This window comes from Devosia sp. Soil_C_22, from assembly GCF_057657195.1.
Genome location: NZ_JBDGIY010000002.1, coordinates 1 through 14,967, shown reverse-complemented (window position 1 = coordinate 14,967; position 14,967 = coordinate 1). Strand labels below are relative to the sequence as shown.

11 protein-coding genes are annotated in these 14,967 nt (G+C 64.9%); 9 read left to right on the top strand and 2 right to left on the bottom strand.

Features of this window, described 5'->3' with window-relative positions:
- The first annotated feature begins 1 nt into the window (after position 1).
- The 5 genes from AC3A6I_RS17090 to AC3A6I_RS17070 all read left to right on the top strand — a co-directional run bounded on the left by AC3A6I_RS17090 (position 2) and on the right by AC3A6I_RS17070 (position 5,440).
- Positions 2–673, top strand: coding sequence for a response regulator transcription factor (locus tag AC3A6I_RS17090; protein ID WP_487545065.1), 672 nt, complete (start codon positions 2–4; stop codon positions 671–673).
- Entirely contained in the window at positions 670–2,079 is a 1,410-nt protein-coding gene (locus tag AC3A6I_RS17085) for a sensor histidine kinase N-terminal domain-containing protein (RefSeq protein ID WP_487545064.1), read from the top strand. Before AC3A6I_RS17090 ends, AC3A6I_RS17085 begins: the two co-directional genes overlap by 4 nt.
- Positions 2,080–2,342: 263 nt before the next feature.
- A complete protein-coding gene (locus AC3A6I_RS17080) occupies positions 2,343–3,617 on the top strand; it encodes an extracellular solute-binding protein (RefSeq protein ID WP_487545063.1) in 1,275 nt (424 codons plus the stop codon).
- Positions 3,618–3,686: 69 nt separating this feature from the next.
- Positions 3,687–4,568 carry a carbohydrate ABC transporter permease gene (locus AC3A6I_RS17075; protein ID WP_487545062.1) on the top strand — a complete coding sequence of 294 codons (882 nt, stop codon included), beginning with the start codon at positions 3,687–3,689 and terminating at the stop codon, positions 4,566–4,568.
- Positions 4,565–5,440 (top strand): carbohydrate ABC transporter permease, encoded by an 876-nt coding sequence (locus AC3A6I_RS17070; protein ID WP_487545061.1) that lies wholly within the window; start codon positions 4,565–4,567, stop codon positions 5,438–5,440. The genes AC3A6I_RS17075 and AC3A6I_RS17070 overlap by 4 nt, the downstream gene beginning before the upstream one ends.
- 138 nt (positions 5,441–5,578) lie before the next feature.
- Here AC3A6I_RS17070 and AC3A6I_RS17065 read toward each other — a convergent pair whose 3' ends face one another.
- Positions 5,579–6,301: a FadR/GntR family transcriptional regulator gene (locus AC3A6I_RS17065; RefSeq protein ID WP_487545060.1), complete on the bottom strand. Its 723-nt coding sequence runs from the start codon at positions 6,299–6,301 to the stop codon at positions 5,579–5,581.
- Positions 6,302–6,424: 123 nt separating this feature from the next.
- On the opposite strand from AC3A6I_RS17065, the gene AC3A6I_RS17060 reads away from it, so the two are divergent.
- On the top strand, positions 6,425–7,456 hold the full coding sequence (locus AC3A6I_RS17060) for a mannonate dehydratase (protein WP_487545059.1): 1,032 nt from the start codon (positions 6,425–6,427) through the stop codon (positions 7,454–7,456).
- Between the two features lie 135 nt (positions 7,457–7,591).
- On the opposite strand, the gene kdgD is transcribed toward AC3A6I_RS17060, so the two are convergent.
- A complete protein-coding gene (gene kdgD / locus AC3A6I_RS17055) occupies positions 7,592–8,497 on the bottom strand; it encodes a 5-dehydro-4-deoxyglucarate dehydratase (protein ID WP_487545058.1) in 906 nt (301 codons plus the stop codon).
- Between the two features lie 442 nt (positions 8,498–8,939).
- Between kdgD and AC3A6I_RS17050 the strand changes: the two genes are divergently transcribed.
- From AC3A6I_RS17050 to AC3A6I_RS17040, 3 genes are all read left to right on the top strand, one after another.
- The gene (locus AC3A6I_RS17050; protein WP_487545057.1) at positions 8,940–10,343 is read left to right on the top strand and encodes an ABC transporter substrate-binding protein; all 1,404 of its coding nucleotides are present in this window, start codon (positions 8,940–8,942) and stop codon (positions 10,341–10,343) included.
- Positions 10,344–10,484: 141 nt separating this feature from the next.
- Positions 10,485–12,440 (top strand): ABC transporter permease, encoded by a 1,956-nt coding sequence (locus AC3A6I_RS17045; protein WP_487545056.1) that lies wholly within the window; start codon positions 10,485–10,487, stop codon positions 12,438–12,440.
- A 95-nt stretch (positions 12,441–12,535) separates the two neighbouring features.
- Complete coding sequence (locus AC3A6I_RS17040; protein WP_487545676.1) at positions 12,536–13,831, top strand: enolase C-terminal domain-like protein; 1,296 nt, start codon at positions 12,536–12,538, stop codon at positions 13,829–13,831.
- The last annotated feature ends 1,136 nt before the right edge of the window (positions 13,832–14,967 follow it).

Below are 14,967 nucleotides of genomic sequence, written 5' to 3'. Positions count from 1 at the left end.
TTTGCGCATACTGGTGGTGGAGGACAACCGCACCCTGGCTGATGGGCTCGTGGCGGTGCTGCGCGGCAGCGGCTATGCCGTCGATGTCGTGCACGATGGCGTCTCGGCCCTCGCCGCGCTGGCCGTCGAAGCCTTCGATCTCGTCGTCCTCGACCTCAGCTTGCCTGAGATGGATGGGCTCGAAGTCCTGCGCCAACTGCGCGCTCGCGGCAATCGCTCCGCCGTCCTCGTCCTCACCGCCCGCGGTGCGCTCGACGAGCGTATCCGCGGACTCGATCTGGGTGCCGACGACTACATGACCAAGCCCTTCGAGGTCGCCGAGCTCGAAGCCCGCATCCGCGTACTGCTGCGCCGCCAGGCCGGCCAGCGCTCCGCCGAAATCGCCTTCGGCGAACTGGCGCTCGATACCGCGACGCGCACCATTTCGGCGCATGGCCAGCTGATCGACGTGCGCGGCCGCGAACTGGGCCTGCTCGAAACCTTGATGCGGCGGGCCGGCAAGGTCGTGTCCAAGCAAGCCATCATCCAGTCGCTCGCCGCCTTCGACGACGATCTCAGCGCCAACGCGGTGGAGCAATATGTCTCGCGCCTCCGCCGCAAGCTGCTGCCGCATGGGCTCACCATCCGCATGGCGCGCGGCCTCGGCTATTATCTCGACAAGGCCACCGATTGAGCGGCCGCCCCTATTCGCTGCGCCGCCGGCTGCTGATCGGGCTGTTCGTGGCACTCGCCGCCATCGGCATCCTCGCGCTGCTCGATACCTGGCGCGAGGCGGTCAACACCTCAAACACCGTATCGGACCGCGTCCTCGCCGGCTCGGTCCTCGCCATCGCCGAACGCGTCATCGTCACCGAGGATGGTTCGCTCGAGGTCGACGTGCCCTATGTCGCTCTCGAAATGCTGACCTCCGCCGCGCAGGACCGTGTCTTCTACCGCGTCGATGGCCCGGCGGGCTTCATCACCGGCTACCAGAACCTGCCGACCCGCACCGCCGCCGGCGAGCTCGCCTTCTTCGACGCCGATTTCCGCGGCGAGCCGATCCGCGTTGCCCTCTTGCAGCGCGCCGCCTCGTCCGGGGTGCAGGCCATCCCCTTCACCGTGACGGTCGCCGAAACCACCATCGCCCGCAGCCAGCTCGCCGAGCAGCTGCTGTGGCGCTCCGCGCTCCGTCTCGGCGTGCTGATCCTCGCCGCCGCGGTGATCCTGTGGTTCGCCGTATCGCTCGCGCTCGGCCCGCTGCACCGGCTCGGCACCGCCATCGCCCGCCGCAGCCCGTCCGATCTCGCCCCCATCGCCGACGACGTTCCGCAAGAGGTGCGCCCGCTCGTCGATACGGTGAACTCGTTCATGTCGCGCCTCGGTGTCGCCATCGCGGCCCTGCGCCACTTCACCGGCAATGCCAGCCACCAGTTGCGCACCCCGCTCGCCATCATGCGCACCCAGATCGCGCTCGCGACCCGCGCCCGTACCAGTGAGGAACGTGCCGCCGCGCTCGCCACCGCCGACGCCGCGGTGGTCCACGCCGAGCGCATCCTCGCTCAGATGCTGCTGCTCGCCCGTATCGATGAGGCTGCGTCCGACCGGCTGAAATCCGGCACGGTCGATCTCGCCGAGATCGCCGCCGCCGAGACCGCCGAGCACGTGGTCGCCGCCCGCACCGCCGGCATCGACCTCGGGTTCGAGGGCGAGGGGCCCATGTTGATCCATGGCGATGCAATGTTGCTGCGCGAACTGGTGCGCAACCTCATAGACAATGCCCTCGCCTATGCCGGTCGCGGCGCCGAGGCGACAGTGCGGCTTACGGCCGGCGACGTCGTGACCCTCACCGTCGAGGATACGGGCCGCGGCGTCCCGTCAGAGCGGCTTGCGACCCTGCGCGAGCGCTTCCGCCGCGGCGACACCATGAGGCCGGGCGCCGGCCTGGGCCTGTCCATCGTCGAGGAGATCGCCACGCTCTTCGACGGTCGGCTCGAGCTGGCTTCGACTCCCGGGCAGGGGTTCAGCGTCACCCTGACGTTCAAGCCGGCTTTGCAGGACATCGGAACGATGGCTCTTTTAATATCCGAAAGAGGGATATGAAAACCGATCGACGGCTTCGGGTCGGATTCAAATATCCGGAGTCTGAGCAGCTGCGATCTGTCTCCACGAACGCCGCGATCCGGTGGGGTGCGACCCTTGCCTCGGGCGCAGCACAATTGGCGGCGTGCTGCCAAAAGTGGCTACGGTATTCGATTGTCTGATTTATATCATGCAAGCCGTTGACACGGCGATGCCATCCGATAACCATCCGCCGCAGGGTGCCGGCAAAACCGTGCAGGACATCCATTGGGAGGAATTTTGATATGAAATCTCTGCTTAGGACGGCGCTCGTCTCGACGGCGCTGATGTCGTTCGCATCGCTGGCCAGTGCCGCGGAAACCGTAGTCTGGTGGGACTTCCTGGGTGGCGGCGATGGCGTCCGCATGAAGAAGCTCATCGAGGATTTCAACACCGAGCATGCCGGCCAGATTGAGATTCAGGGCACCACGCTCGATTGGGGCGTGCCGTTCTACACCAAGGTGCAGACCTCCGCCGCCGTGGGCGAGGGGCCGGACGTCATGACCTATCACGCCTCGCGTATCCCGCTCGCTGTGAGCCAGGGCTCGCTGGCCGAATTCAGCGCCGATGACCTGGCGGCCATGGGCATGACGCCCGAAACCTTCGCCAAGGAGACCTGGGACGCCGTCAATGTGGATGGCAAGCAGTATGCCGTGCCCTTCGACACGCACCCGATCGTCCTCTACTACAACAAGGACAAGCTCGAGGCCGCCGGCCTGATCGGCGCCGATGGCCTGCCGACCGGTCTTGATGGCGTCGACAACTTCAAGGCCGCGCTGCAGAAGCTCAAGGACGGTGGCACCACCTATGGTGTGTCGCTCACCACCGCCGACGGTACCTTCGCCTTCCGCACCATCTACTCGTTCCTCTGCCAGCAGGATGGCTCGATCGGTATCGACGGCGCCTGGCTCGAGGGAGACAATCTCGAAAAGCTCAAGAACAGCGTTCAGGTCGTCGCCGACTGGGTGAAGGACGGCTACGCGCCCGAATACACCGACTACCCGTCCGCCGTGGCCCTGTTCACCTCGGGCGAGAGCGCGATGATGATCAACGGCGTGTGGGAAGTCCCCACCATGGCCGATCTCGAGAGCCAGGGTAAGCTGTTCAACTGGGGCGCCATCGAGCTGCCCGTGATGTTCAACCACGCCTGCACCTATGCCGACTCGCACTCGTTCGCCATCCCGAACAATGTCGGCAAGCCGGCCACGCCCGAAAAGCACGCTGCCGTGCTCGAAGTGATCAAGTGGATGTCGGAGCACTCGCTGTTCTGGGCCACCGCCGGTCACATTCCGGCCAACAGCTCGGTCACTGCGACCGAGGAATACAAGGCCATGCAGCCGCAGGCGACCTACGCCAAGGTGACCGCCAACCAGGTGTTTGACCCCAAGTCGCCCAATGCCGGCGTCGCTTCGCCGCTGTTTGACGCGGCTGGCAATGCCTTCACGGCCGCCCTCAACAACGAAGTCGATGCCCAGACGGCCGTTGAGGAGATGAAGCAGGCCCTCGACGCGCTGCAGTAAGCATCCAAGCAGAGCTGACTGGCCGGCCATTGTGCCGGCCAGTTGCCTTTCGGCCTTGAGGGACGACCAATGCTCAGAAATCGCCGGAGCGAATACCTGGTCGCAGCCGTACTGGTTGCGCCTTTCGTTTTCATCTTCGGGTGGATGTTCATCTACCCGACCATCCAGATGGTCCAGATCAGCTTCACCAAGTCCCCGCTGATCGGCGCGGGCGAGTGGGTCGGTTTCGACAACTACATCCGCATGTTCGACGACCGCATCTTCTGGACCGCGGTGTGGAACACATCCTATTTCGTGCTGCTCACAGTGGTGCCCGGCACGGCGGCGGCGCTGTCCATCGCCCTCATGGTCAGCCGCCTGAAGGGCTGGGTGCAGAGCATCATCCTCGCCGCCTTCTTCCTGCCGTTCATCCTGCCGGTGACCGTGGTCTATCTGATCTGGGACTGGATGCTGAACCTGCAGTTCGGTATCGCCCAGTACATCATCGAGCCGCTCGCCGGAAAGCGCATCAATGTGTGGCGCACCACGCCCTGGTTCCTGCCCATGGCGGCGCTGCTGACCATCTGGTGGACCAACGGCTTCTCGATCCTGCTGTTCCTCGCCGGCCTGCGCAACATCCCGCGCGAGCTCTACGAGGCAGCTGCGCTTGACGGCGCGACGCGCTGGCAGGTGTTCCGTTCCATCACCTGGCCGCTGATCTGGCCGGTGACCGTGCTCTGCCTCACCATCCAGCTCATCCTGCAGCTGAAGATCTTCGACCAGGTCTATCTGTTCGCCCAGGGCGGCCGCACCAACGCCACCATGGTTCTGGTGCAGTACATCTATGAGCAGGCGTTCCAGAAGAATTCGAGCGGCTACGGCGCGACCATCGCAGTGGCCCTGTTCGTCATCGTCATCGTGTTTTCGCTTCTGCAATACCAGGTGCTGCGCATGCGGGGGAGCAACCAATGACCAGTGAAACCCTGACCGGCCCGGTCCCCACTGTCTCCCGCCGTCGCGGCTTCTTCGATATCGGCGCCTGGCTGCTGACCCTGCTCGCGGCGGTCGGTGCCGCGATCTGGTTCTTCCCCATCTACTGGGCGCTGATCACCAGTTTCAAGACCGACGACGAAGCCGTGCGCCCCGGCGTCAACCTGTTGCCCGACGGGCTGCACCTCGATGGCTACGCCTTCGTCATCCAGAATTCGCAGTTGCCGATCTGGTACCTCAACTCCACCATCGTCGCCGTGTCGGTGACGGTACTCGCCGTGCTGATGGCCGCCTGTGCGGGCTATGCCATCTCGCAGCTGCGTTTCCCAGGCCGCATGCTGCTCTGGTACACCGTGCTGGCGAGCTTCATGGTGCCGGTTTCCGCCCTGATCGTGAACCACTTCATCATCATCGCCGGTGTCGGTCTGCTCAACACTCACGCGGGCATCATCCTGCCCATGCTGATCACCCCGGTCACCGTGATCGTCTACAAGAACTTCTTCGACTCCGTGCCCAAGGAATATCGCGAGGCGGCCGTCATCGACGGTGGCAACGAGTTCCAGATGCTGTTCCGGATCTTCATCCCGATGAACTGGGGCATCACCACCGCGCTGGCGATCATCACCTTCATCGGTGCGTGGAACTCGTTCCTGTGGCCATTCCTCGCGGCCCAGAACGAGCGGATGATGACAGTGACCGTGGGCATCACGGCGGTGCAGGATACGTTCGGCGTGGCCTATGCGCGCGTGCTGTCGGGCGCGGTTCTCGCCAGCCTGCCGGTGGCGGTGGCCTATCTGGTGTTCCAACGCCGCGTGACCCAGGCGATCACGCTGTCGGCCGGCATCAAGGGCTGATAGCGCCACACTGATCCTCCCCCGCGGGGCGGGGGAGGGGGACCGGCGAAGCTGGTGGAGGGGGCGGCCAAAACCACAGTTGTCATCCGCGGGCTTGACCCGCGGACCCATACGGCATCTCGGTAAGCGGTGGCTGCCTCACCCATTGGCGTCGTGCAATATCCGCCATTCGCGATAGCGCCGGCGGCCATCTTCGAGATGCTTCCGCATCGCCACCCGCGCTTCGTCCGCCTTGCGTTCGGAGATCGCGACGAAAATCCGCCGGTGCTCGGCCAGAATCCCTTCGAGGAACTCGGCCTTGGCCTTGTCGTCGGCAAAGCCGGCGCCCAGCGCCCGGCGCGGGATCAGCCGGTCGCCCATCTCGTCGACGAACAGCCGGAAGCGGCTGTTGCTGGTCGCCTCCGCGATCGCGCGGTGAAAGGCACGGTCGGCATCGGTTGCCAGTGATTTGTCGTTCAGGTTGTGCCGGAACTGCGCCAGCGCCTGCTCCATGCGCAACAGGTGGATTTCAGTGCGCCGCTCGGCCGCCAGCCCCGCGGCCTCGACTTCGATCGAGATGCGGAACTCCATCAGGTCGAGCACCTCGGTGATGTCCTGCGGCGCCGCCATGAACATCGCGCCGCCGCTGGGCCGTGCTGCCGGAGTCGCAACGAACACGCCGCTGCCTCTCAGCGAGCGCAACCGACCCTCGGCTTTCAGCGTGGCAATGGCTTCGCGCACCACGGTGCGGCTGACCGCGAACTGCTCGCACAGGCGGTCGACGGGCGGGAGCTTGTCTCCGTCCTTCAGCCCAGAGGCCTCGATCAGGCGCATCAGGTCCAGCTTCACCCGGTCGGTGAGGTGGACAGAAACGACAGACATCGTTCAAAGACCGTTCATCAACATGGCCAGCCGCCGGCTGCTGTGAGGCAGTGTCTGGCCGGGTTGCCCCAATTGCAAATATATCATACTTCTTCTCAGAAGTCATAGAACTTAGGGGGGATTATGTACGTCGGTACTCAGCTGGGCGGGGACCAATACGCTAAGGTCGGCGACCGTTATCTCAAGCAGTTGGCCCAGCTCGGGGTCAGGCATGTGTGCATCGACCCCGTGGGCGACCCCTGGCAGTGGGACCGCGATATCCTCATGCGCCACGCCGAGCATATCGACAATGCCGGCCTGATCCTCGACATGGTGCAGATTCCGCTGCCGTCCGGCGGCATCGAGCGCAACCATCAGGCCCCCGGCATAGTGCTCGGCCGCCCCGGCGAGCGCGACCGCGAGATCGACGGCATCTGCCGCATCATCGAGGCGCTGGCCGAGGCCCGGATCGGTGCCGCCAAGTACAACTTCAACGTGCTCGGCATCCCGCGCACCACGTCCGAAACCGGCCGCGGCGGCGCGGTGCTCTCGACCTGGCGTGCCGACAAGGCCGAGAACGCCGCCACGCTGACTATTGCCGGCGAGGTCACGGCCGACCAGTTCTGGGAGCGCATCGAGTATTTCCTCGAGCGCGTGGTCCCCGTCGCCACGGCCAACCGCGTGCGCCTTGCCTGCCACCCGCACGATCCCATGACCCCGCCCGGCTTCCGCGGCTTCGAAAAGCGCGTGCTGGCCAGCGCCGATGGGCTGAAGCGGTTCGTCGAGACCTGTGAGAGTCCCTATCATGGGCTCAATTTCTGTCAGGGTACGGTGGCCGAGGGGCTCGAAAACCCGCGCGAGGAGATCGGCGAGATCATCCGCTGGTTCGGCGAGCGCAAGAAAATCTTCAACGTCCACTTCCGCAACATCAAGGGCGGCCGTTACTCCTTCACCGAGGAGTTCCCGGACAATGGCGACATGGACATGCCGGCGACGCTCAAGATCTACCGCGAGACCGGCTATGACGGCATGATCATGCCCGATCACGTGCCGCATATCGACGCCGACAACTCGATGGAAACCGCCTTCGCCTTCTGCTTCGGCTACATCATCGCCCTGTTCCAGGCCAACGGTTGGGACCCTTACGGTGCGGGCATTTCGGGCGGTTTGCGCTAGCCTTCGAACTCCCCACAATCACAGGGTCACCCCGGCGCAGGCCGGGGCCCATCCTGAGATGTTTCCACATTCAGTGAGGGTAGAGGCATCTCAGGATGCATCCCGGCCTCCGCCGGGATGACATCGTGTAGTGGCTTAGCTATGCGCCGCGATCAGCGCCTGCAGCATGTCCCGCTCGCCTGCGTCGAGCTCGGTCAGCGGCGCCCGCACCTTGCCGGCCGACCGCCCGACCAGGTCCGCCCCGGCCTTCACCAGTGATACGGCATAGCCGCGCTTCCGGTCGCGCAGTTCGATCACCGGCAGGTAAAAACTCTTCATCAGCGCGTCAACCGTCTGCGCGTCGCGCTGGCGGACGGCCTTGTAGAAGCGCAGCGCCAGCTCGGGCACGAAGTTGAACACCGCGGACGAATAGGTGGTGACGCCCATCTCAAGATAGGGCTGTGCGAACACCTCTGCCGTCGGCAGGCCGCCGATATGCACCAGCCGATCGCCGAGCCGGTAGTGAATGCGCTGCATCAGCTGCAGGTCGCCGATCCCGTCCTTATAGCCGATGAAGTTCGGGCACGCCTCGGCCAGCTGCTCGAGCCCTGCCGGCGACAGCTTGGTGTTGTCGCGCGCATAGTAGATGACGCCGATGCCCACCGCTGCGCAGATCGCCTTCATGTGCGCGATCACGCCGGCCTCTTCGGCCACCATCAGGTAGTGCGGCAGCACCAGGATGCCTGCCGCCCCGGCCTTCTCGGCGCGCCTGGCGAGATCGACCGCCATCCGCGTGCCGTAGCCGACGCCGGCCAGCACCGGCACGTCGGCCGCGCTGTTGTCGACCGCGGTGCGGATCACCGCGTCATACTCGTCATAGCCGATCGAGAAGAATTCCCCTGTGCCGCCCGCCGCGAACAGGCCGGCAGCCCCATAGGACGACAGCCACTGCAGGCGCTTGGCATAGCCGGCGGCATCGAACTCGCCGTTCGCATCGAAGTCGGTGACCGGAAATGACAGCAGGCCCGAGCCGATCTTGGCCTTGATTTCCTCAAACGTCATCGTTGCCTCCGAAAATTAGTATGATTTCTCGCGACTAACACCAGCAAACCAGTCGTGTCAACGCAAGCGAAAGGCGCTCAAACGCCCTCACCGTCCACAAGCAGTATGATTCGTCGTTGACAGAGAGATCGATGCCCGACAGATTGACGTACGTTCGGCATCAGAACTTGAGCCGATGGCCGGGCAACGACCCGACAAGGGAGACGACATGAGGCATCGGTTTGCAGCTGCCCGCGCCGTTAAGCTCCGGATACGGCTGACCCGGCCGGATCTGCCGGTCATCGTTTTGCCGACCGCAACCAAGCATGAATCGACCATTGGCGAGGCCCAGACCCCAGGGAGGCTGGCGTCGCTGCAATGATTTGACGGTCCATAAAGGGCCGGGGCGGCGGTTGAGGGACCCACGCCCAGGCCTGAGAAAGCAATGAGGAGGAGACTATCCATGGACGACAACAAATTCAGCCGCCGCGAGATCCTGCGTGGTACGGCCGTCGCTGGCGCTGGTATTGCGCTGGGTGCCGGCGCACTGCCGGCTCTCGCTCAGGACGCGCCCGCGCCTGATGCGCCGCTGCCGCAGGGCGGTTCCGGCAAGCTCACCGTCATTCACCGCACCGAGTATTTCGAGGCGGCGCAGACGGCCTTCCGTGATACGGTCCAGGCCTTCGCCGACAGCAATGGCGTTCAACTCGACATCTCGACCACCAATCCGGAGTCGTTCGGCGACTTCATGGGCAAGATGACGGCTGCCGTGAAGGCCGGCAATCCGCCCGACTTCGCCTATACCTCGAACGTCTCGATCTCGCAGCTGCATCTGCTCGATCTCGTCGAGGACGTGACCGACGTCGTCGACGAGGCGGTGAAGCGCTATGGCGAAATCATGCCGGGTCTCAATGCCGCCAAGACCGCGCAGTTCGACGGGCGCTGGAAGGCTATCCCGCTGATCGGCACCACCACCGCCTACCACGCCCGCAAGGACAAGCTGGACGAGAAGGGCATCGACCCGGCTTCGCTCAAGACCATCGTCGACCGCCGCGAGGCCGCCCTTGCCATCTCGGGGCCGGATTTCTACGGCTGGGGCTTCACGCCCAACCAGTCGGGTGACGGCTTCGGCTTCCTGATCAGCGTCGTGCAGGCCTTCGGTGGTCACTTCACCGACGAAACCGGAATGATCGTGCAGTTCGATTCACCGGAGACGGTGGCCGCGTTCGAGTTCCTTGGCGAGACCTACGACCGCAACGGCAAATATGCCGCCATGCTGCCGCCGGGCGTCGAGAGCTGGAACGACACGGGCAACAACGAAGCCTGGCTCGCCGGCCAGATCGGCTTCACGCAGAACGCCTTCTCGGTCTATGCGCAGTCCAAGCGCGACAACAACCCGGTCTATCCGAATACCGTCCTGTTGCCGGCACCGACGGCGATCAACGGCGACAACCGGGGCGGCGGCAATGTCGGCGGCTGGATGACCGTGTTCAAGGGCGCGCCCAACGCGGCGCTCGCCAAGGAACTGGCGCTTAACCTGCTCGACCCGGCCAACTTCGGCAAGATTTCGGCCCTGGGCGGTGTGCTGTTCACGCCGGCTTACGCCAACTTGTGGACCGAAGAGTTGATGGCGAACGACCCGAACCTTGCCGTCATCAAGGAGCAGGTCAGCGTCACCGATCCGTTCCTCGGCCAGTCCTGGCCGGCGAACCCGAATGCTGGTGTCGATGCCATCCGTGCCCAGGGCGTGCTCGAGCAGTCGATCGGCAACGTCATCGCCAAGCGCATGTCGGCCGTCGATGCGGTGAAGGATGCGCACCAGAAGATGCGTGACATCTTCGAGGAAGGTGGGATTCCGCAGCCCTGAGGCTGCACTATTCCCGGCGGGGGGCGGTGACGCCCTCCGCTCATCTCGCGCCGGACCTGGCTGTCACCCTGTGACGCCCGGCGGCGCTCCCACTCCTGCACCTTCGACCACCGGGTGCTTCAGCTGGAAAGAGGCTTGACCATGGACAAGCGCATCACTCTCGACATGCCCGTTGGCGGCGCCGGTACTGCCGCGCGTCCCCGGTTCAAGCTCAAGAACATCTTCGGTCGCGACTGGAAGATCGCCTACCTGTTCGTGCTGCCCATGGTGCTGCTCATGGCCGGCCTGATCTTCTGGCCCTTCATCAGCGCTATCCTGATGTCGACGACGACGTTCAACTTCCTGACCGGCGCGACGACAAATGTGGGCTTCCGCAACTTCGAGCGCCTGCTCTCCAATTCGGACTACCTGCTGTCGCTGTCAAACACGATCAACTTCACCTTCTGGTCGCTGTCGATCAAGTTCGTGACCGGCATGACCATCGCCATGATCCTCCACTCCAAGCTGCCATGGCGGAACCTGCTGTCGGCGATCATGCTGCTGCCTTGGATCGTGCCCGAGATCGTGACCGCACTCGCCTGGAAGTCGATCTACGATCCGCTGTTCGGCGGCCTCAACCCCATCCTGCAGAGCATGGGCGTCATCAATCGTCCGCTCGGCTGGCTCTCGGACGCCAACCTTGCGCTGGGCAGCGTCATCGCGGTGAACGTGTGGAAGGGCATTCCCTTCTTCACCCTGCTGCTGCTCGCCGGCCTCAAGGCCATCGATACCGAGCTCTATGAGAGCGCCGAAGTCGACGGCGCCAATGCCGTGCAGCGCTTCCGCTACGTCACGCTGCCGGGCATGCGCTATGTCATCCTCGTGGTGCTGCTGCTCAGCTTCATCTCGACCTTCAACCAGTTCGGCCTCATCTTCCTGATGACCGGCGGCGGGCCGAGCGGCGCGACGCGCCTCTACTCCATCCTCGCCTACGAAAAGGCGATCGGCTCGCTGCAATACGGCCCGGGTAGCGCCATCGCGCTCTCGGTCGCGCCGCTGATGGCCTTCCTCATCTACCTGCTGTCGAAATACATGCGGCACGACGAGCGTGCTGCCGGTGTCAGCAAGAAGGGGCTCGGCATCGGCAAGTTCTTTGGTGGCATCTTCAGCTTCCTGCTCGACATCCTGTTCTGGCCGTTCGACATGCTGAACCGCGGCATCGAGAAGCTGGGCCAGGTCCTGCGCAAGCGCATGACCGGCTCGGCGGCAAAGCCGGTATTCAAGCCGCAGGGCCGCGAGCGCATGGGCATCGGCCTGCGCATCCTGATCCTGTTGCCGATCATGGCCTTCGTGCTGTTCCCATTCTACTGGGTGCTGATCACCTCGTTCAAGACGACGACCCAGATCAGCCAGCGTCAGTCGATCTTCTGGCCCAGTCCGCCGACCCTGAACCAGTATCAGGAACTGCTCTTCGGGTCGCGTTTCCTCGTCTGGCTCGGCAACTCGGTGCTGGTCGCGACGCTGTCGACGGTCATCTCGGTGGCGATTGCGGCGCTCGCGGCCTATGCCCTGACGCGTCTGAAATTCCTCGGGGCCGGGCTGCTGACCACGGCGATCCTGATCACCTACCTGCTGCCGGGTACGCTGATCTTCATCCCGCTCTACCAGACGCTGAGCGACCTGGGGCTGATCAACAGCTATGGCGCGCTGCTGACCACCTACCCGACCTTCCTCGTTCCCTTCGCCACCTGGGTGCTGATCGGCTACTTCCGCTCGATCCCGGTGGAGCTCGAGGAAGCCGCGATGATCGACGGGGCGAGCCGGCTCTACGCCTTCATCCGCATCACCCTGCCGCTCGCGGCGCCGGCCATGCTGTCGGTCGCGCTCTTCGCTTTCACCAATGCGTGGAACGAGTTCCTGTTCGCCTTCGTGTTCATCACCTCGGAATCGATCAGGACGCTGCCGATCGGGCTGCAGTCCATGGTGGTCGGCGACATCCTGCCCTGGGGCGAACTGATGGCGGCCTCGCTGCTCACGGCGATCCCGGTGGCGATTCTCTACATGTATGCCCAGCGCTTCCTCGTCGGCGGCCTTACCGTCGGCGCCGTGAAAGGCTGATCCCGACCTGATCCTTCCAGGGCGGGGCCTGCGGGTCCCGCCCTTTCCATCGAGAGAACTGCAAAGTGACCAACGCGACACCGAAGGTGGTGGGCATGCGCGTGGTGCCGGTTGCCGGCCGCGACAGCATGCTGATGAACCTGAGCGGCGCCCACGGGCCCTTCTTCACCCGGAACATCGTCATCCTCACCGACAGCGCCGGCCATACCGGGCTGGGCGAAGTGCCGGGCGGCGAGGACATCACCCGCACGCTCGAGGATGCACGCGAGCTGGTCGTCGGGCAGGAGATTGGCGCCTACCGCACCATCCTGCGCAAGGTCGGCGAGACCTTTGCCAGCCGCGATTCCGGCGGCCGCGGCGCCCAGACTTTCGACCTGCGCGTTACGGTCCACGCCGTCGCCGCGCTCGAATGCGCATTGCTCGACCTGACGGGCCAGTTCCTCAATGTACCGATGGCCGAGCTGCTGGCCGACGGGCAGGTGCGCGAGCGCGTCCAGATGCTCGGCTACCTGTTCTATGTCGGCGACAGCAGCAAGACCGACCTCGACTATCGCGCTGAGGGCGGTGACGACTGGCTCGGGGTGCGTGACCGGACGGCGCTCGATGCGGCCTCGATCGTCCGCCAGGCGGAGGCCGCCGAGGCACGCTATGGTTTCAAGGACTTCAAGCTCAAGGGCGGCGTGCTGCGCGGCATGGAGGAGGCCGAGGCCATCGTGGCGCTGGCCAAGCGCTTCCCCGATGCCCGCATCACCCTCGACCCGAACGGGGGCTGGTCGCTGAAGGAAGCGATCGAGGTTGCCCGTTATCTGAAACCGTATCTCGCCTATGCCGAGGATCCGTGTGGAGCCGAGCAGGGTTTCTCCGGTCGCGAGGTGCTGGCCGAGTTTCGCCGCGCCACCGGCATCCGTACCGCCACCAACATGATCGCCACCGACTGGCGTCAGATGGGGCACACTGTGGTGCTGGGGAGCGTCGATATCCCGCTCGCCGATCCGCATTTCTGGACCCCGCGCGGCTCGATCGACGTGGCAAAGCTCTGCGCCCGCTGGGGCCTCACCTGGGGCAGCCACTCCAACAACCATTTCGACATCTCGCTGGCCATGTTCACCCAGGTCGGCGCCGCCGCCCCGGGCGAGATCACCGCGCTCGACACGCACTGGATCTGGCAGGATGGCCAGCATCTGACCAAGGAGCCCCCGAAGATAATCGGCGGCGAGGTGGCGGTGCCGGAGCGGCCTGGGCTGGGTGTGGAGCTCGACGAGGTGGCGCTCGAGCGGGCCAACGAGCTGTACCGTAAGCTGCCGGCCGGCGGCCGCAACGACGCGGTGGCGATGCAGTATCTGATCCCGGGCTGGACGTTCGACGCGAAGCGGCCATCGCTGGTGCGGTAGGCGCCTGCTGGGTGGTTTCGGTGCGTCAGGGAAGCAGACGACCCCCTCCCAGCCTCCCCCATAAAGGGGGAGGTGCCCTGCCGGTGCGTGAGGCACGATCGAAGCCACGACCTCGACTCTTCACCTCCCCCTTCATGGGGGAGGCCGGGAGGGGGCCGTCTCTATCGGTGGGCGTGCCGATGCATCCGGCGGCCATTGGCCCCGGAGGATGTCAAAGAGCGAAGCGACGTGCCGGCGAGGCGTTTGCCCCTCGCGGTTAGTCCGCAGTGTAAATGAGGCTCCCGCCTCGCCGGCCGATCGGGGTTTTGGGCTTATGGCACGTGGGCCCGGGCGCATCCCGTACCGCATCGCTTCTGATCGTGCAGGCCATGAACGGCTGGCATCCGCCCCACCGCCACGACGTTGCGGCTGCCTTGTGCGTGGCAGCCTCGACCCTGGAGCCCGCTCCGCATCGAGCGTCTCCTCGCGTTGCCAGCGGCGTCCCCGGCGAACCGGATCGTGCCGACGTGCTTTGGGCCTGGGCCGGCACGACTGCCGACCCACCCAATCTCCACCGCACCAACCACTCGTCATGATCTCGCTTCGGTGCAGCGAACGGGGGGAGGATATGATGGGTGGCGAGGGAGGGGGATAAGATTGTTCCGCAGGTCCAGTGCGTGTGGCCACCCCCACCCACCCGCTACGCGGGTACCCCCTCCCCACAAGGGGGAGGGAGAGACGACTGAGAGTTCGGATGAACCCGACTGCGAACCCGGTGCTGGAGGTTGCCCGCAGTCTCCCTCCCCTTGATGGGGAGGGTAGTGGAGCTTGGCCGCTTGCGGCCTAGCGCAACTGGGTGGGGTGGGGCCTATGCCCTGGCAGAGCTCGTGACCCCACCCCCTCCGAGCTGCGCTAGTTCGCTTCGCTCACAAGCTGCGCTTGCCTCCCCCATCAAGGGGGAGGTGGGGCCGGTGGATTTGGCTAGAACGTGCCACATACTCGATGTAGCACTCCCCCTTGATGGGGGAGGTTGGGAGGGGGTGGGGCGGCAGGCTGGTGCGCCGCCCCGCCAAAGGCCTCACTCGAACCAGGAGGTGTCCGGATACTGGTACTTCCTGGCGACATCCTCGTTGAGCTCGAGGCCGATGCCGGGGCGG